At 60.5% G+C, this 17,143-nt stretch carries 17 protein-coding genes and 1 pseudogene; 11 read left to right on the forward strand and 7 right to left on the reverse strand.

What is annotated here, in order from left to right; translation table 11 throughout:
• The first annotated feature begins 71 nt into the window (after positions 1–71).
• On the forward strand, positions 72–1,322 hold the full coding sequence (locus WCA85_RS13350; protein WP_424064550.1) for an amidohydrolase family protein: 1,251 nt from the start codon (positions 72–74) through the stop codon (positions 1,320–1,322).
• A 48-nt stretch (positions 1,323–1,370) separates the two neighbouring features.
• Positions 1,371–2,741, forward strand: a complete 1,371-nt coding sequence (locus WCA85_RS13355) for an MFS transporter (protein ID WP_424064552.1) — start codon at positions 1,371–1,373, stop codon at positions 2,739–2,741.
• A gap of 86 nt (positions 2,742–2,827) precedes the next feature.
• Here the strand turns inward: WCA85_RS13355 and WCA85_RS13360 are convergent, their stop codons facing one another.
• The 4 genes from WCA85_RS13360 to WCA85_RS13375 form a co-directional block, all read right to left on the reverse strand.
• Positions 2,828–3,148 (reverse strand): pyrimidine/purine nucleoside phosphorylase, encoded by a 321-nt coding sequence (locus WCA85_RS13360; RefSeq protein WP_424064553.1) that lies wholly within the window; start codon positions 3,146–3,148, stop codon positions 2,828–2,830.
• 169 nt (positions 3,149–3,317) lie between these two features.
• Positions 3,318–4,673 (reverse strand): epoxide hydrolase family protein, encoded by a 1,356-nt coding sequence (locus WCA85_RS13365; protein WP_424064555.1) that lies wholly within the window; start codon positions 4,671–4,673, stop codon positions 3,318–3,320.
• Positions 4,674–4,865: 192 nt separating this feature from the next.
• Positions 4,866–5,093: a DUF4148 domain-containing protein gene (locus tag WCA85_RS13370; protein WP_424064557.1), complete on the reverse strand. Its 228-nt coding sequence runs from the start codon at positions 5,091–5,093 to the stop codon at positions 4,866–4,868.
• A gap of 203 nt (positions 5,094–5,296) precedes the next feature.
• Entirely contained in the window at positions 5,297–5,866 is a 570-nt protein-coding gene (locus tag WCA85_RS13375; protein ID WP_424064559.1) for a thioredoxin family protein, read from the reverse strand.
• A gap of 202 nt (positions 5,867–6,068) precedes the next feature.
• On the opposite strand from WCA85_RS13375, the gene WCA85_RS13380 reads away from it, so the two are divergent.
• The 5 genes and pseudogenes from WCA85_RS13380 to WCA85_RS13400 all read left to right on the forward strand — a co-directional run bounded on the left by WCA85_RS13380 (position 6,069) and on the right by WCA85_RS13400 (position 9,977).
• Entirely contained in the window at positions 6,069–6,488 is a 420-nt protein-coding gene (locus WCA85_RS13380) for a GFA family protein (protein ID WP_424064561.1), read from the forward strand.
• Between the two features lie 8 nt (positions 6,489–6,496).
• Positions 6,497–6,628 (forward strand): hypothetical protein, encoded by a 132-nt coding sequence (locus WCA85_RS13385; protein WP_424064562.1) that lies wholly within the window; start codon positions 6,497–6,499, stop codon positions 6,626–6,628.
• A complete protein-coding gene (locus WCA85_RS13390) occupies positions 6,615–7,355 on the forward strand; it encodes a response regulator (RefSeq protein WP_424064564.1) in 741 nt (246 codons plus the stop codon). Before WCA85_RS13385 ends, WCA85_RS13390 begins: the two co-directional genes overlap by 14 nt.
• Complete coding sequence (locus WCA85_RS13395; RefSeq protein ID WP_424064566.1) at positions 7,352–8,689, forward strand: sensor histidine kinase; 1,338 nt, start codon at positions 7,352–7,354, stop codon at positions 8,687–8,689. Before WCA85_RS13390 ends, WCA85_RS13395 begins: the two co-directional genes overlap by 4 nt.
• Before the next feature lie 245 nt (positions 8,690–8,934).
• Positions 8,935–9,977 (forward strand): annotated as a pseudogene (locus tag WCA85_RS13400) (alpha/beta fold hydrolase).
• Here the strand turns inward: WCA85_RS13400 and WCA85_RS13405 are convergent.
• Complete coding sequence (locus WCA85_RS13405; RefSeq protein WP_424064568.1) at positions 9,974–10,723, reverse strand: CerR family C-terminal domain-containing protein; 750 nt, start codon at positions 10,721–10,723, stop codon at positions 9,974–9,976. The pseudogene WCA85_RS13400 and the gene WCA85_RS13405 overlap by 4 nt on opposite strands.
• A gap of 95 nt (positions 10,724–10,818) precedes the next feature.
• Here WCA85_RS13405 and WCA85_RS13410 point away from each other — a divergent pair, with 95 nt between their 5' ends.
• From WCA85_RS13410 to WCA85_RS13425, 4 genes are all read left to right on the forward strand, one after another.
• The gene (locus tag WCA85_RS13410) at positions 10,819–11,961 is read left to right on the forward strand and encodes an HlyD family secretion protein (protein WP_424064569.1); all 1,143 of its coding nucleotides are present in this window, start codon (positions 10,819–10,821) and stop codon (positions 11,959–11,961) included.
• Positions 11,939–13,549 carry an MDR family MFS transporter gene (locus tag WCA85_RS13415; protein WP_424064620.1) on the forward strand — a complete coding sequence of 537 codons (1,611 nt, stop codon included), beginning with the start codon at positions 11,939–11,941 and terminating at the stop codon, positions 13,547–13,549. Before WCA85_RS13410 ends, WCA85_RS13415 begins: the two co-directional genes overlap by 23 nt.
• A 17-nt stretch (positions 13,550–13,566) precedes the next feature.
• Positions 13,567–15,009 (forward strand): efflux transporter outer membrane subunit, encoded by a 1,443-nt coding sequence (locus WCA85_RS13420; protein ID WP_424064622.1) that lies wholly within the window; start codon positions 13,567–13,569, stop codon positions 15,007–15,009.
• 178 nt (positions 15,010–15,187) lie between these two features.
• Positions 15,188–15,571, forward strand: a complete 384-nt coding sequence (locus WCA85_RS13425) for a hypothetical protein (RefSeq protein WP_424064571.1) — start codon at positions 15,188–15,190, stop codon at positions 15,569–15,571.
• A 107-nt stretch (positions 15,572–15,678) separates the two neighbouring features.
• On the opposite strand, the gene WCA85_RS13430 is transcribed toward WCA85_RS13425, so the two are convergent.
• Together WCA85_RS13430 and WCA85_RS13435 are read right to left on the reverse strand one after the other, a co-directional pair.
• Complete coding sequence (locus WCA85_RS13430) at positions 15,679–16,713, reverse strand: sugar ABC transporter substrate-binding protein (protein WP_424064572.1); 1,035 nt, start codon at positions 16,711–16,713, stop codon at positions 15,679–15,681.
• A 93-nt stretch (positions 16,714–16,806) separates the two neighbouring features.
• Positions 16,807–17,130 carry a non-heme iron oxygenase ferredoxin subunit gene (locus tag WCA85_RS13435; protein WP_424064574.1) on the reverse strand — a complete coding sequence of 108 codons (324 nt, stop codon included), beginning with the start codon at positions 17,128–17,130 and terminating at the stop codon, positions 16,807–16,809.
• Between the last annotated feature and the right edge of the window lie 13 nt (positions 17,131–17,143).

Here is a 17,143-nt window from a genome sequence, read left to right on the forward strand (position 1 = left end):
ACCAACAAGCCTGCATACTTGATGGCAGCCCGGATGCCGGGCGCTGTCAGCGAAACCTGAGGGAGCAAATCTTGACCGCCTTTCTCCTACGCAACGGCTCGCTTCTCGATCCCACCCTTCCCGATCTGCAGGAAGGTTTCGAAGTCCTCATCGAGAATGGCTTCGTCCGCGAAGTCTCCGACAAGCCAATCAAGAGCAGCAGTGCAAGCGTCATTGACGTCAAAGGTAAAACGATCATGCCGGGTCTGATCGACCTGCATGTGCATGTTGTTGCAATCGAATTCAATCTTCCGCGCGTCGCAACGCTGCCCAACGTGCTTGTTACCTTGCGCGCCGTGCCGATCATGCGCGCCATGCTGCGTCGCGGCTTCACGACGGTGCGTGACGCAGGTGGTGCGGGCCATCCATTCAAGCAGGCGGTCGAGTCAGGGCTGATCGAAGGTCCACGGCTCTTCGTATCCGGCCGCGCGTTAAGTCAGACAGGCGGCCATGCCGATGCCCGTGCCCGCTCCGACTACATGCCGCCCGATTCACCCTGCGGATGCTGTGTTCGTGTGGGTGCGCTTGGCCGCGTCGCAGACGGGGTCGATGAAGTGCGCCGCGCCGTACGCGAAGAACTGCAGATGGGCGCCGACCAGATCAAGATTATGGCGTCGGGCGGTGTTGCATCGCCGACCGATCCTGTCGGCGCATTCGGTTATTCCGAAGACGAGATCCGCGCAATTGTCGCGGAGGCTCAAGGGCGTGGCACTTATGTGCTGGCCCATGCCTATACGGCAGCCGCAATCGCGCGTGCTGTGCGTTGTGGCGTGCGCACGATCGAGCACGGTAATCTGATTGACGACGAGACCGCTCGCCTCGTCGCCGAGTACGGCGCGTATGTCGTGCCCACACTCGTCACCTACGACGCCCTTGCAAGCGAGGGCGAAAAATACGGCCTGCCGCCGGCGAGCATTGCCAAGGTCGAGGACGTGCATGGAGCCGGCATGCGGTCGATCGAAATCATGAAGCGCGCTGGGGTCAAGATGGGTTTCGGCACCGACCTGCTCGGCGAGGCCCAGCGTCTGCAAAGCGACGAATTCCGGATTCTGGCTGAAGTCATGGCACCAGCAGAGGTGATCGCGAGCGCGACCCTGATTGGTGCGGAAGTGCTCGGCATGCAGGATAAGCTTGGCAGAATCATGCCAGGCGCCCATGCCGATGTGCTGGTGGTTGATGGCAATCCGCTGAAGTCTGTCGATTGCCTGTTAGGTCAGGGCAACCATATCCCGCTGGTGATGAAGGATGGCCGGATCTTCGTCAACGAACTCGAACATGCATGAGGTTGTGAACCTGCGTCTATAGCGCCTAGCCCATTCTGGAGTCTGCCTATGTCGATGATTTCCGCCCGCATCGAGCGCTTGCCGTTTTCAGGTTTTCACCGTCGCCTGCTGTTGATGGGCGGGCTCGGCTACACCTTCGATGCAATGGACGCTGCCGTCCTCGCCTTCCTGTTGCCGGTGCTACGTGCGCAATGGGGGCTGACAAGCGTACAGACAGGCGTACTCGGAAGCGGCACGTTCATTGGCTATTTCGTCGGTGCGATGCTGGCGGGCATGCTGGGCGATATCATCGGCCGGCGCAAGGTCATGATGTATGCGTTGGTGATTTACTGTGCCGCATCGCTTGCCAGCGCATTGGCGAACGATTGGGGATTCTTTCTCGCCACGCGCATTGTGGCCGGCCTGGGAACGGGAGCGGAAAGCGCCATCGTCGCGCCGTTTCTCTCGGAGTTCGTGGCGCGTCGCTATCGTGGGAGTTTCACGGGCAGCCTCGCGGGGTTTTTCTCGTTTGGTTTTGTGGCGGCCGCGTTGCTTGGCTATCTGGTGATCCCGCTGGCACCTGACGCGTGGCGAGTGGTCATGGTCATCACGGCGCTACCGATCCTGATGTTGCTGTGGTGGCGCCGGGCGTTGCCAGAATCGCCGCGCTGGCTCGAGGTGCGCGAGCGTCACGCGGAGGCCGATGCGATCGTGTCGCAGATGGAGGCCGAAGCGACGAAGGCGGGTCTGCAGTTAGAGCCGCCGGTTCCCTTGCGCGACGGGTACGTGCCGCGTGCAGCGGGACGCGCATCGGTTGTGGCGAACGTCAAGGCGTTGTGGTCGGCGAAGCTGGCGCGGATTACTGCAATGACATGGCTGATGTGGCTATCCATCACGTTCAGCTACTATGCTTTTTTTACGTGGATTCCCGGCTTGCTGGTTCAGAGCGGCATGACGATTACGCGGAGCTTTTCGTATTCGCTCGTGATTTATCTTGGACAGATCCCAGGGTACTTCTCAGGCGCGTGGCTCAACGAGAAGATCGGCCGGCAGGCGACGATCTCGTCGTACATGATATTAGGCGGAATATCTGCACTCGGACTGGCACTGACCGGTACGGACACCGGGATCATGGTATCGGGGATTCTGCTTTCGTTCTTCATGAACGGCACCTATGCCGGCGTGTATGCCTATACGCCGGAGGTATTTCCCACTGACGTGCGCGCAACCGGCACGGGGCTCGCTTCATCAATTGGCCGGCTGGGCGCGATTGCCGCGCCTATCCTTGTCGGCTACGTCTATCCGCCGCTGGGTTTCGCCGGGGTGTTCGGTGCGACGACGCTTGTGCTGCTGATCGGTGCGATGGCTGTGCTGCTCATGGGGGTGCCCACGCGCGGGAGATCGCTTGAGGACATTGCAGCAGAGCAGGTCGAACGTTAGCCACCCACCAGGCGCGTGAGGGGCGTCGGTCCGGATGGGACATCGCCTGGCGGCCAGACAATGTCCATTCACTTTCCCGCCTGTCTTTACAGATAGCTGCAGACGTAATCGAGCGTTTCGATCACGTCGATATCGAAGCGGCTCTTGCCGGGCACCGAGAACGAGTCGCCCGCGCTGTACGTCTTCCATTCGTCACTGCCTTCGAGGCGGATGCGGCATTGTCCGGCCTGCACCTCCATGAGTTCCGGCGCGTCGGTGCCGAAGTTGAGCGCGCCTGGCAGGATCACACCGAGTGTCTTGCGCGTGCCGTCAGCGAAGAGGACGGTGTGCGAGACACACTTGCCGTCGAAGTAAACGTTGGCTCGTTTGATAACGGAAACCTGATCGAATTGCGTTGCGGCCGTCATGGCGGTCTTCCTCTGGTTCAGCGTGAATGAGTGCGTTTGCGCCGCGTCGCGTCAGCGGGCGATACGCGACCCAGGCGGACCACGCTCGCGCGCCTTCGAGCGGACACAGCGCAATATCATACAGGCGATCAGAAGCGTCACGCGCCAGTTCGACGTGACCGCCGATCCATTACGTCCGCAGCGGCCTCAAACCGGCACGAACCTCCTGGGCGAACAACAGGGGTTGTTCCCACGCCGCGAAGTGTCCGCCTTTGTCGGGACGGTTGTAATAGATGAGGTTGTGATAGGCCTGCTCGGTCCAACTCCGTGGAGCTTGATAGTTCTCGCGAGGAAACACGCTGATCGCAGCCGGGACGGACACGTCAGCGGCGGCAATGAAGTTGGAGTGCGACTCCCAATAGAAGCGCGCCGCGGACACGCCTGTATTCGTCAGCCAGTACAGCGTGATGTCGTCGAGGAGGTCGTCGAGTGTCAGTGCGCCCGCAGATTCTCCATTGACGTCACGCCCATACACCGCCGAGGTCAGTGCCGCCGCCGGCTGGATATACCCATCCCCGTGATCAAGGAGCCAGCTTGCCAGCGCAATGGGTGAGTCGGCCAGTCCGGTGAGCGTTTGCGGACGGGTTCCCATCTCCAATGCATAGGCGCGTCGCTTCTTGGCCGCACTGCTCAATTGCTCGTAAGCATGCTTTTCATCGTCAGAGAGACCGGCCGGCGATGGGTCGCCGTCTTGAAGCGCCTTGGCAATGGCCGGTGGAATCGTCGCAGGGAAGTTGGTGTGAATGCCCAGCAATTCTGGGGGCGCCTGTTTAGCCATGACATTCGTGACGATGCCACCCAGATCACCGCCTTGTGAAGCAAATTTCTCGTATCCAAGCCGCTTCATCAGCACAACCCAGGCGCGCGCTGTGCGCTCAGGACCCCAGCCAGTCTCTGTAGGCCTGCCTGAAAATCCGTAGCCCGGCAAAGACGGAATGACCAGATGAAATGCATCCGACGCGCTCGCGCCATAAGCCGTGGGATTGGTGAGTGGATCGATGATCCTGAACTGCTCGATGATCGAACCGGGCCACCCGTGCGTGACGATCAGCGGCATGGCGTTTTCATGCTTCGAACGAACGTGGATGAAGTGAATATCCAGCCCGTCGATGTCGGTAACGAAATTAGGCAGCGAGTTTATCTTCGCCTCAACCTTGCGCCAGTCATAGTCGGTCGCCCAATGGCGTGCGACTTCCTGGATCATCGCGAGCGGCACGCCTTGCGAATCATCCGTGACTGTTTCGCGATCCGGCCATCGCGTTGCCTTGATTCGTCTACGCAAATCGATAAGTTGCGCTTCGGGAACATGCACGCGTAGCGGACGAATCGCCGTCTTGTCGCCGCCAGACGGTTGGGGCGCTTCGGTGATCGACTGATTCGTTTCTGCAAAGGCGAGCTGACTCAATGAACCGGCAGCAACGGCCGCAGCTGCCACACTCACAAAGCGTCGGCGGGCCGGTGATTGGGGACGGGTATCGTCTGACACAAAGACTCCGATGTGCGGTGAAGCCAGGTTCGCAATCGATGGCGAGACTGTCTCCCGCATTCGATTGCGCGTTGTATCTGGAACTTGATCGTGCTCGGTTTCGACAGGCCAATTCGTATCATCGATATGACCTTAAATCAAGAGGATTGCTGAGCGTATTGGAGCCCTTACGCAACCCCCGTGTCCCGACAATCAGGCACCCTGATACAGCTTGCGAAGCGCAGCGAGCTGGCCATCTTTCTGCGCTTCCACCAGTTCCTGGCGAACCTGGGCGCGCGTCTTTTGCATCGCACCGGATTGGCTGGCGCTCCATTGCTGCGTTTGTGCAGCGTCCTGTTGATCGGCGGTTACATTAGCGGCGTGGGCAACGCCAACTGTAGCGAATGCAGCAAAAGCCAAGGCGATGATTGAGTTCTTCATGTCGTTATCCGTACATTAGTCAGTTAAAAGGAAGGCGCCAGGGGAGCTGAAAGTGCAATCCGGTCAGGCTCCTCGGTGTTGCTTGCATCTGTCGTCCGGCGTTGAATGTATTTAAACCGGTCAACGTATCTGGCTTGTGTCGGGAAATCGGTGGATTGCATTGTTCTGTACCTGTGCGTCGTTTAGATACATTGCGATACGAATCACGGGTTTTCTGCCAGCAAAGATTTGATCTTTGCCTCCGTCTGGTCGTAGTCACCTTCGCCGAAATGCGTGTAGGCGATATGCCCTTTCTTGTCGATCAGATAGAACGCAGGCCAATACTGGTTGTCGTAGGCGTTCCACGTTGCGTTGTGGTTGTCCTGTGCGACCGGGTACGTCACGCCGAGGCGCTTGATGGCCTTCTTGACGTTGTCGGTATTGCGCTCGAACGGATACTCGGGCGTGTGGATGCCGATGACCTGCAGCCCCTGGTCCTTATATTTCTGGTTCCAGGTCTCCACATACGGCAGCACGTGGATGCAGTTGATACAGGTGTAGGTCCAGAAATCGACCAGCACGACCTTGCCCCGCAAGTGCTGCATGGTCAGCGGATCGCTGTTCAGCCAATGATCGATGCCGGTGAATTCCGGCGCTGTCTGGTTGACGTTTGCCCGGCTTGCAAAGCTATCGGTCGCGGGATTGGGAACGAGGCTGGCGATGGCGAGGGCGCTGGTTACAACCGCCGCGGCGAGTACGCCGACGGTAGCGGCGATTTTGAGTCGTGAGAACATGTCAGAGTCCTTTCAGGGAGGGATACAGACGGCATACCCGTGGTGAGCATGGCCGTATTTGAACGCCCGTTCGTATCTGGCTTGTGTCGCGAGAGGGGCGCGGGTGCAATGTTTTGTGTCCGGGGAGAGGGCAGATACATTGGGATACAAAGCGTCGCGCGTACTGGGCTATAAAGCAGGCATTGCTAACGCGGAGAGCCACATGAACACGGAATCCAACACCCAATCGAGCACCCAATCGAACTCGGAAGCGGATATCGACCTGCTGCACGGGGCCTGCCACTGCGGGAGCGTGAAATTTGAAGTGCGGACCGGCCTCGTCCCGGCTTCGCGATGCAATTGCAGCCTGTGTCGGCGCAAGGGCGCGCTGATGTCGCCGGCGTTCGCTGCGGGCGAACTGAAAATCCTGAGCGGTAAGGAGTCCCTGACGCTGTATCAGTTCAATACGCGCACGGCAAAGCACTACTTTTGCAAGCACTGCGGCATTTATCCGTTCCACCAGACGCGCAAGGATCCCCAGCTCTGGCGCGTGAACATCGGTTGCCTGGAAGGCGTCGACCCGTATACGCTGGAGGCCAGCGTGGCCAATGGCGCCAGCCTGTCCGTGGTGGAGGATGCATGAGACGGCTAATGGCGATCCTCGCCTTTCTGGCGGGCGGACTTGCAGCGGAGATGGCGCACCCCGTGCACTGTACGTTGGTCAATGTGAGCCGCGTGCGCATCAAACGCCGGAAGGACCGATTCATTGATGGAAACCATTGATCACGTGCTGATCGTCGACGACGATCGCGGCATTCGCGAACTGATCGCTACCTATCTCGAGAAGAACGGCATGCGCGTTTCGCTGGCCGCGAACGGCCGCCAGATGCGGACGGTCCTCGAGCAGGGCGCGCCTGATCTGATCGTGCTCGACCTGATGATGCCTGGCGAAGACGGTCTGGTGTTGTGCCGGGAATTGCGCGCTGGCAAGTTTCGCGCGGTGCCGGTCTTGATGCTGACGGCCCGCAGTGAGGAGACGGATCGCATTGTCGGGCTGGAAATGGGCGCTGACGATTATCTGTCCAAGCCGTTTGCCGTGCGCGAACTGCTGGCCCGCATCCGCTCGGTGCTGCGCCGCGCGAGGATGCTGCCGCCTGGCATGCAGGTGACCGAAACCGCGCCGATGATCAGCTTCGGCGACTGGCGGCTCGACACCACCGCGCGGCATTTGCTCGACGCCGAAGGCACGATGGTGGCGTTAAGCGGCGCGGAGTACCGCTTGCTGCGCGTGTTTCTCGACCATCCACAACGCGTGCTTACGCGGGATCAACTGCTCAATCTGACCCAAGGCCGCCAGGCCGATCCGTTCGACCGCTCGATCGATCTGCTGGTCAGCCGTTTGCGCCAACGTCTGCAGGACACCGCGCGCGAACCGCGTTACATCAAGACATTGCGTAGCGAAGGCTATGTCTTCTCTGCGGCCGTTACCATGACCGAAGGCAATCAATGAAGCTGAATGCGTTGCTGCATTGGCCGCGCACGCTGTTCGCAAGGCTCGCCCTGATTCTCTTTGTCAGCCTTGCACTGGCGCAAACGGCTTCGGTCTGGCTCACCATGACTGAGCGGGATCAGACCATGACCAACGTGATGATGGGTTACATCGAACGCGAGGTCACAAGTTCGGTCGCGCTGCTCGATCACTTGCCGCCTGATGAGCGCGCCGAATGGGTGCCGAGGCTGGCGCGGCGTACCTATCACTTTATTCTGGGGCCTGGGGTGACCGGTCAACCACCGGATGCGAAGCTCTCGGCGAAGGTGGCGCGATCTATCAACGAAGGCATTGGCAAGCGGTATCCGCTGACGGTCAATGCCGTCCCGGGTGAACCGGATCGTCTGCAGGTTCATCTGCAACTGACTGACGGCACGCCGCTGACGATCGACTATCAACCCATGCCGAGCACGCCGCTGTCGCCGTGGTTGTCGTTGGTGCTGGTATTGCAACTGGTGGTGCTGGCCGCCTGCTGCTGGGTCGCGGTACGGCTGGCCACGCGCCCGCTGAGCCAGTTGGCGCGAGCAGCCGATACGCTTGGGCCCGACCTGAAAGCGGAGCGCCTGCCTGAGGATGGACCGGACGAAGTGGCACGCGCGGCACGCGCATTCAACGCCATGCAGGACCGCATCAGGCTATACATGACCGAGCGCCTGCAGATCCTCGCGGCAATCTCCCACGATTTGCAAACGCCGATCACCCGCATGCGTTTGCGCGTCGACGTGATGGACGACAGCTCGCAGGGGGCAAAGCTGCAGCAAGACCTGCATGAAATGGAGACGATGGTCAAGGAAGGCGTCACGTATGCGCGGACCATGCACGGCGCCAGTGAGGCGCCGCTGCGTATCGACCCGGATGCGTTGTTCGACAGCCTCGTGCTCGACTACGTGGATGCCGGTAAAGACGTGTCGCTGCACGGGCGCATCGACACGGCCCTTGTAACACGCCCTCAGGCGTTGCGCCGGATCGTCGGCAACCTCGTCGACAATGCGCTGAAGTTCGGCGGGTCGGCTGAGATCAGGCTCGCTGCTTCGCCAGGCGGGCAGGTGACAGTCTCTGTGCTCGATCGCGGGCCAGGGATTCCGGCTGAGTCGCTGGAAGCCGTGTTTGAGCCGTTCTACCGGCTGGAAGGATCGCGTAATCGCGGCACGGGCGGCACGGGGCTCGGGCTTGCGATTGCACGGCAACTCGCCTTGGCGATGGATGCAGTGCTGTCGTTGGATAACCGTCCCGAAGGTGGCCTGGAAGCCAAGCTCGTGTTGAAGAGCGGCAACCCAGTATCCGTAGCGCATTGATCAGGCTGGATGCGACAGCTTGCTTGTCATCGGCGGGCGCGAACTTCCACCCCGCCGTCTCTGTATCGCTCTGTGTCTACAACGTCGCCAGTTACATGACCTTGCGTTGGCGCGCCTTGACAGACACACGCCAGATACATCCACGGGTTCAAATACATCAACGCCAGAATGTTCTGGCGTAGCAAGCGATACATGCACGGTGCATGTGCGGCTAATGGATGTCCAATCTTTGAGGAGAGTCACCGATGTCGGAAGAGATTAATACTCGTCGTCGCCTTGTGCTGGGTACGGCCGTTGCGGGTATCAGTTTGCTTGAGTTGGGCTTGAGTGGACTTGCGAAGGCGCAGACCAATGCGCTTGCGACCAGCCCGTTGGGCACAACCCGTTTGGCATCGTTCGACACCATTCGCCAGATCAACGCAGGGACACTGAATATTGGTTACGCAGAGGCGGGCCCGCAGAACGGCCCGGTCGTGATCCTGCTGCACGGCTGGCCGTACGATATCTATAGCTTCGCTGAAGTCACGCCGATCCTTGCCAACGCTGGCTATCGGGTCATCGTTCCGTATCTGCGCGGTTATGGTTCGACGCACTTTCTGTCCGCGGATACGCCGCGCAACGGGCAGCAGGCAGTAGTAGCGGTGGACATCATCGCGTTGATGGATGCATTAAAGATCGAGAAGGCGACCTTTGGCGGTTTCGATTGGGGCGCGCGTACGGTCAACATCATTGCCGCTCTGTGGCCGGAACGCTGCAAGGGGATGGTGTCAGTGAGCGGCTATCTGATCGGCAGTCAGGAAGCCAACAAAAAGCCGCTGCCGCCGAAAGCCGAGTTTGCCTGGTGGTATCAGTTCTATTTCGCCACGGAGCGCGGCTATGCGGGCTACGAAGCAAACCGCCACGACTTCAATAAGCTGATCTGGAAATTGGCCTCGCCGAAATGGAATTTCGACGATGCGACCTACGACCGTTCGGCCGAGTCGTTCAACAACCCGGACCATGTCGCCGTAGTGATCCATAACTACCGCTGGCGTCTCGGGTTGGCTCAAGGCGAGCCGCAATATGATTCGCTCGAAGCGCGTCTGGCTACCGGACCGACCATCGCAGTTCCCACCATCACGATGGAAGGCGACGCGAACGGCGCCCGCATCCTGAGCCGTCAGCCTACGCGAAGAAGTTCACCGGCAAGTATCAGCACCGGAATATCGACGGCGGCATTGGCCATAACCTGCCGCAAGAGGCGCCGAAGGCATTTGCCGATGCGGTGCTGGACGTCATCCGTCTTTAACCCTTTCCTGGGCTCTTGGAGCGCACAACTGCTGTGCGCTCCGCGTCACGTTCCCGGGCCCACTCTTCAAGCAGCGTGCGTGTTTGCTCCCGTACGACCGACTTGAGCAGGTCGACCTTCTCTGTGTCGATATCTTCCCAACCGAGCACCGACAGCGTCGAGCGATGTGCGACGTGAAAAATCACCAATTGCCCCATCAGGCTGAAGTTGCGGATTAGCGTGACGGTGTCATCCGCAGGGCGCCCGGAGATTCGCGCCACCAGCGCGGCGCTCGTCCGGTTTAGCGGTTCGCGGATCCGGCAGGCAAGAATTTGCGTGGCACTTTCCGGTTCGTGTCCCGCCTGCTCGCGCGCGAAGAACATCCGCCGGCCAGGATTGCTTGCTTTTGCGAAGGCGCCGTCCGCGATCGCTTCCTGAACGCGGATAAAGGCATCGATCAACGCCTGTGTGTCGGCGTTCTCGCGTAACACCTGTTGTGCATGCTCGATGGCCGGTCCGAATGTCTTCATCGCATCGTCGGCGAGCGCTTCCACGCACGCCCGATACACCCCTTCCTTATTCTCGAAGTAGTACTGCAGCGCGGGCGCGTTGACGCCGGCGAGGGCCGCGATGTCACGCGTGGACGCGCCCTCAAAGCCGTGTTCGCCAAACAGTTCGATGGCCGCTTCGATGATCCGCTGACGCGTCTCGTCGCCGCGTGCGTAGCCGCCCTCAGAGGGGCGGCGCAGTCTCTTTGCGGGGTTCATGCCTTTCTCTCCGTTACATCGGCACAAATATATCACTTGACACAATTTTAGCGACTGGAATAATTGTGCCAACTGGAAACAATTGGACTAATACGATGTCAACGACCGCAGGCTCTCCCTCACGCCCAATTCCGGCCGACGATCCGCCCGCAGCGGGCACCCGGCGTTCCACCCGGCGAACCGTGCTGATCGCACTGGGCATTGTCGCGCTGATCGTCGGCGCGGTCTGGCTGGAGCGCTGGTGGACGGTCGGGCGCTTCATCGAAAGTACCGACGACGCCTATCTGCAGGCTGACAGCGTCACGGTCGCGCCGAAGATCGCCGGTTATGTCACCGACGTTTACGTCTCGGACAATCAGGTCGTCAAGGCGGGCGATCCGCTCGTGCGCCTCGATGTGCGTCAGTATCAAGTCGCGCTGGACCAGGCGCTGGCCACGATCGACGCGCGCAAGGCCGACATCGAACGTGCGCAGGCCGAGATCAAGCAGCAGCAGGCCACTATTTCGCAAGCACAGGCGCAGCAGCAGGTGGCGCGCGTGAGCGCGCAGCACGCAAGTGACGAAGTGCGGCGCTACGCCCCGCTCGTCGCAACGGGTGCTGAGACCACCGAAAAGCTGTCCGAATTGACCAGCAGCCGCGACCAGGCGAATGCCACGCTCGCCGCGAACGCCGCCGCCGTAGATGCAGCGCGTTCGCAGATCGGTTCGGCCACCGCGCAACTCGGGCAGGCACGCGCACAACTCGAAGCTGCGCAGGCGAGCGCACAGCAATCGCAACTCGATCTCGACAACACGGTGGTGCGCAGCGTCCTGGGCGGCAAGGTCGGAGATCGTAGCGTGCGTGTCGGTCAATACGTGCAACCTGGCACGCGCATGCTGACGGTTGTGCCGGTGCAAAACACCTATCTGGTGGCCAATTTCAAGGAAACGCAGGTAGGTCAGATGCGTGTCGGTCAACCGGTGGAAATGCACGTTGACGCGTTGCCCGGTCATACGCTGCATGGCGTAGTCGACAGTTTCTCGCCGGGTACGGGCTCGCAATTCGCGCTGCTGCCGCCGGAAAATGCCACCGGCAACTTCACGAAGATCGTGCAGCGGGTGCCCGTGCGGATTCGGATCGACACGGGAGCGGAAACGCGCAGCGTGCTGTTGCCGGGGTTGTCGGTGACTGTGGATGTCGACACGCGTTCCGCGCGCGATCGTGATGCGCGCATCGATGCCGAGAATCATCGTGACTAACTCGACCGCCGCAGTGCCAGCGGCACCGCACGCTGAGGAGCGCGCGAGCGTGGGCGACTGGATCGCCGTCGCCGCTGGCGCGCTGGGTGCCTTGATGGCGACACTCGACATCTCGATCACCAATTCCGCGCTGCCGCAGATTCAGGGCGAAATCGGCGCCACCGGCACCGAGGGCACCTGGATTTCGACCGGCTATCTGATGTCGGAAATCGTGATGATTCCGCTGGCGGCATGGCTCACACGCGTTTTCGGGTTGCGTAATTTCCTGCTTGCCAACTCAGCGCTGTTCATTGCCTTCTCGATGATGTGCGGCTGGTCGCACACCTTGCCGATGATGATCGCCGGACGCATCGGCCAGGGCTTCACGGGAGGCGCGCTGATTCCGACTGCGCAGACCATCATCCGCACACGTTTGCCGTTGTCCCAGATGCCGGTCGGCATGACCATGTTCGGCCTGATCGTGTTGCTTGGGCCGCTGTTGGGACCGGTCGTCGGTGGCTGGCTCGCGGAGAACATCAGCTGGAGCTGGTGTTTCTTCATGAATCTGCCGATCTGCCTCGCGCTGATGACACTGCTGATCGTCGGCCTGCCCTCGGATAGGCCGCATTGGGAGGCGTTTTTCAAGGCGGATTGGCTGGGCATCGTCGGGCTCGCGATCGGTCTCAGTTCGCTCACGGTGGTGCTCGAGGAAGGTCAACGCGAGCGCTGGTTCGAATCGTCGATGATCGTGACGCTCACTTGCGTATCGGTCTTCGGCATGATGCTGATCGCCGCTTCGCAGATAACGGCGAAGAAGCCGATCGTGCGCCTGAGCCTGATGCGCAATCCGAATTACGCGAGTGTGATCGTGATCGTCTCAGCAGTCGGCGCAGCGCTATATGGCGTGTCGTATCTCGTGCCGCAGTTTCTCGGAATCGTGTCGGGCTACAACGCGGAACAGGCCGGCGCGATCATGCTGCTTTCCGGGCTGCCAGCGTTCCTCATGATGCCCATCCTGCCGCGGCTACTCGGCAAGGTCGACTTCCGCTTGCTGGTGATCACCGGGCTGGTGCTCTATGGGATCAGTTGCATGATCGACATCGACCTGACGGCGCAGAGCGTCGGGCACGATTTCGTCTGGTCGCAACTGATACGGGGCGTCGCACAGATGCTCGCGATGATGCCGCTCAATCAGGCGTCGATGGCGGCCGTGGCACGTGAGGATTCCGGCGACGCCGCGGGTCTCTACAACATGGCGCGCAACCTCGGCGGCTCGATCGGTCTGGCGATCATCGGTACGGTGATCGATCGGCGCACGACGTTTCATACCGCCATGATCCGCGAGTCGGTCACCGCAAATTCGCTGAACGGCCAGGAAAACCTGGCGGCGAACGCGGCGAACTGGTTCTCGCAGACGGGTGACATGGCTTACTCGCAGATGCGCGCGCTTGGGCAACTCGGCGTGCAGATCCAGCAGCAGGCGATTGTGATGACCTACTCGGAAACTTTCTACCTGCTCGGCATCGCGCTGCTCGCCTGCATACCGCTTGCGCTGCTCCTGAAAACGCCGCGCAGGAATGCGCCGCCGCCTCCGTCCGCCGGACACTAATGCTCTTCAATCGCCCCATGATGTCCAACCGTCTCTCGTGTTTCGCACTCGCCGCCGTCGCGCTGATGTCCGCCTTGTCGGGCTGCACGGTCGGCCCGGATTATCACGGTGCGCCGCCCGTTGCGCAGGACGCGCGCAGCAGCGCGACGTTCGTGCGAACGCCGGCTTCCGGCACGGCTGCGACGCCCGCACCGAGCCAATGGTGGCTCGCATTCAACGATCCACAACTGAACGACCTCATCGCGGCTGCCTTCGCTCACAGTCCCGATGTGCATATTGCCCAGGCACGGCTGCGTGAATCGCGTTCGCAATTGCAGGTGCAACGCGCGGACGCTTTGCCGAAAGTGTCCGGGGATGCTGCGGCGCTGCGCGTGCGCAGGCCTGACGAGAGTTTCCTCGATTCGTCAGGAGGAGGTCCGCTGCAGTTCTATACAGCTGGTTTCGACGCCTCGTGGGAGATCGATCTGTTCGGCGGCACGCGACGCGCCATCGAAGCGGCATCAGCGGACGCGCAAGCCGTCGACGCCGATCTCGCGGACACGCAGGTGTCGCTCGCGGCCGAGGTTGCACAGGCCTACATTGACCTGCGCGACCAGCAGACGCGGCTTGAACTGGCGCAGCGCCAGGCGGAGACCGAACAGAAAATGCTGACGCTCACGCAGCAGCGCCGCGAGCACGGCACGGCAGCGGACATCGATGTCGAACGTTTGACTACACAGATCGAAAACACGCGCTCGACGCTGATTCCGCTGGACGCGCAAGTGACCGATACGCTGGATCGCCTTGCTGTGCTGACAGGCCGCGAGCCGGGGGCGCTGGATGAACAGCTCGCCGCCACGCGACCGCTGCCCGCGATGCCCGAGACCGTGGCGATTGGCGATCCGTCAGCGATGCTGCAGCAGCGTCCGGACATTCGTGCAGCGGAGCGGCGACTCGCGTCGAGTAATGCGGAGATCGGCGAACACGTCGCCGATTTTTTCCCGAAGGTGACCCTGCTCGGTGATATCGGCTTCAGTGCTGGCGATCCGGGTCATCTCGTGCGCAAGAGCAACTTCAGCTGGATTGGCGCGCCGTATCTGCAATGGAATGCGTTGGATTTCGGTCGCACGCTGGGTAGTGTGCACGCGGCGCAGGCATCGCGTGACGAAGCTGAGGCGCGTTATACGAAGACCGTGCTTGGCGCGCTGCAGGACGCGAACTCGTCGCTTTCACGCTATGGGCATCAGCGCGAGCATGTCGTCACGCTGCAAAAAGTGGAGGTGTCCGCCACCCACTCGGCCACGCTGATGCGGCAACGCTATTCTTCAGGCGTCTCCACGCTGATCGATCTGCTCGATACGCAGCGCCAGGAGTTTACGGCGCAGCAGAATGTCGTCGCGGGGCAGGCTGAATTGCTTAAGGACTTTGTGTCGCTACAGAAGAGCCTTGGGATGGGTTGGCAGACGCAGCAGCAGAGTTAGCGCACGAAAGCAGTGGCCTCTGGTTTTCCATAGCCAGCGGTTGCACGACGGCCCGAGGCGGACACACGCCCGGGCCGTTTTGCTTTTGAAATAGACGTCCAGCGTTGCACGCCCACTGCGAAGGTCAATGAATGTGTGTAAGCTCGTTTTCGCATCCGTTGCCAAAGAACTTGCATCCATGCCATCTACCATCCGCAATTCGCTCGTCTGGATCTTTGACGCCTTCGAGCGTGAGCCAACCTATCTCAGCAAACGGATGTTCGGCAGCGATGCCGCCTATATCGACGGTTTGTTATGTCTGGTTGCCGCTGATCGCGACACGCCGTGGAACGGCTTGCTGGTGTGTACATCGCAGGAGCGACACGCTGCGCTGATCGACGAGATGCCTGCTTTGCGGCGACATCCGGTGTTAGGGAAATGGGTTTATGTGCCGCAAGACGACCCGGCATTTGAAGACACTGCGGAACGGCTGACGGCCCTTGTGCTGGCGCGTGATCCGCGCATTGGGGTTGAGCCGAAACCGCGCAAACGTCGCAGTCAATCCGTGCTGCCGAAGGGGTGAATTGTTACCGCTGATGGGTTGGCGGCGACCGATCGGGATAATCGGTCGCCTGCCGCAAATGTCTTCGTTTGAGTTCCGGGTTTATCAGCACAGCCCATGCGTTTCAGTTACCGATAGCGGCCAGCCAGCGCCGATACCTGTTCAATATTCTGCGGCGTAATGAACCCCGGTCCTGAGCTGATGTTGCGAGCCTCGTACACCGGCTTAAGTCCATAGGACTGCAGACGCTTCATGAACTTCGGATCCTTTTCGAGTTCCGTGCGAGCCGCCACGACGTCCGTGTTGTGATTCTTGTGCATGATCGCCAGCATGGCGATGGGAATGTAGCCTTGCAGGTAGGGTTGCTGGTCGGTACAGAACTTGATCGTGCCATCCTTGATCGCCTTGGCCACGTCAGGGTCGATGTCAAACGTCGCAAACCAGATCTTGCCGGCAAGACCCATCTTGGTCACCGCACGAATGGTAGGGTCTGCGGAGGTCGGTCCCAGCGTCAGCACAGCCTGAGTATCCGGGTGAGCGCGCAGATAGGCGCTTACTTTCGCTTCGATGCCAGTCGGGTCCGTGCCGACGTCGAGCGACGATGCTTTCGTATCGGCACCGATCGCCTCACCGAATCCACGGCAGCGCTCGAACGAAAGCGGGTTGGTCGCATAGTGGTTCACGCAGAGAAACGTCTTGATGCCGGCCGCCTTCGCACGCAGTCCCGCTTCCTTGCCCGCCAGGTACTCCGGCTGGCCCACATGCATGATGGCGCCGAGGTCAGCGCTCTGCTGCTCCGTACCGGTATTGGCGGTGATGTACGGGATGTTCTTCTCCTTCAGCTTGGAGACAGCACCTTTTAGCAGGTCGTAGTCGGCGATCGTCAACACCACACCGTCATAGTTACGTGCGGCCGCCTGGTTGACCAGTTGCACCATGTCCGCGATATCGCCGTTGGGCGGGTTGCGGTAGTCGGTCTGGACGTTGAAATCCTGATCGGCCTGCGTGATGCCGTTCTTCACCGTGTTCCACCACGCATCCGAATCCGGTGCGTGCGTGATGAAATCAAAATGAGCGACGGGTTCCGCGAAAGCGCCGGTGCACAGTCCCAGGCTCAACACGGTGGCGGTCAGGCAGAGCGCCTTTCCCAGGGTGGATTGCATAGCTGTCTCCTTGTTTATCATCCTGCTGGTAGCCGGCGTGAGGAAACCGGCCAGGGTCGCATTGCCTTTCAACTCTTGGTTGAGGCGCAGCGGTCAATCAGTTGCCAATCCGATGAACACCTTGTTGTCCTCGATCTTCACCGGGTGGGTAATCAGATTCACGCAGACAGGTGCGCCTTTCGCCGCGCCCGTCGGAATATGGAAACGGCCCATGTGCATCGGACATTCGATGATTTCGCCAAACACGAGTCCCTCGGTAAGGCGCGCAGTTTCATGGGTACAAAGACCGGCGGTTGCGTAAAAGCCGCTGGGGGTGTGATAGATCGCATACAGCTTGTCTTCGTGGCGAAAATCGAGGACGTCCTCTTCGTCGATGTCATCGCACGAGCAGACCTCATGCCATTGCAGGATGTTCATTGCGTCTCTCGGC

This window comes from Paraburkholderia sp. (assembly GCF_049581445.1).
In the GTDB taxonomy this organism is placed as follows: Bacteria; Pseudomonadota; Gammaproteobacteria; order Burkholderiales; family Burkholderiaceae; genus Paraburkholderia.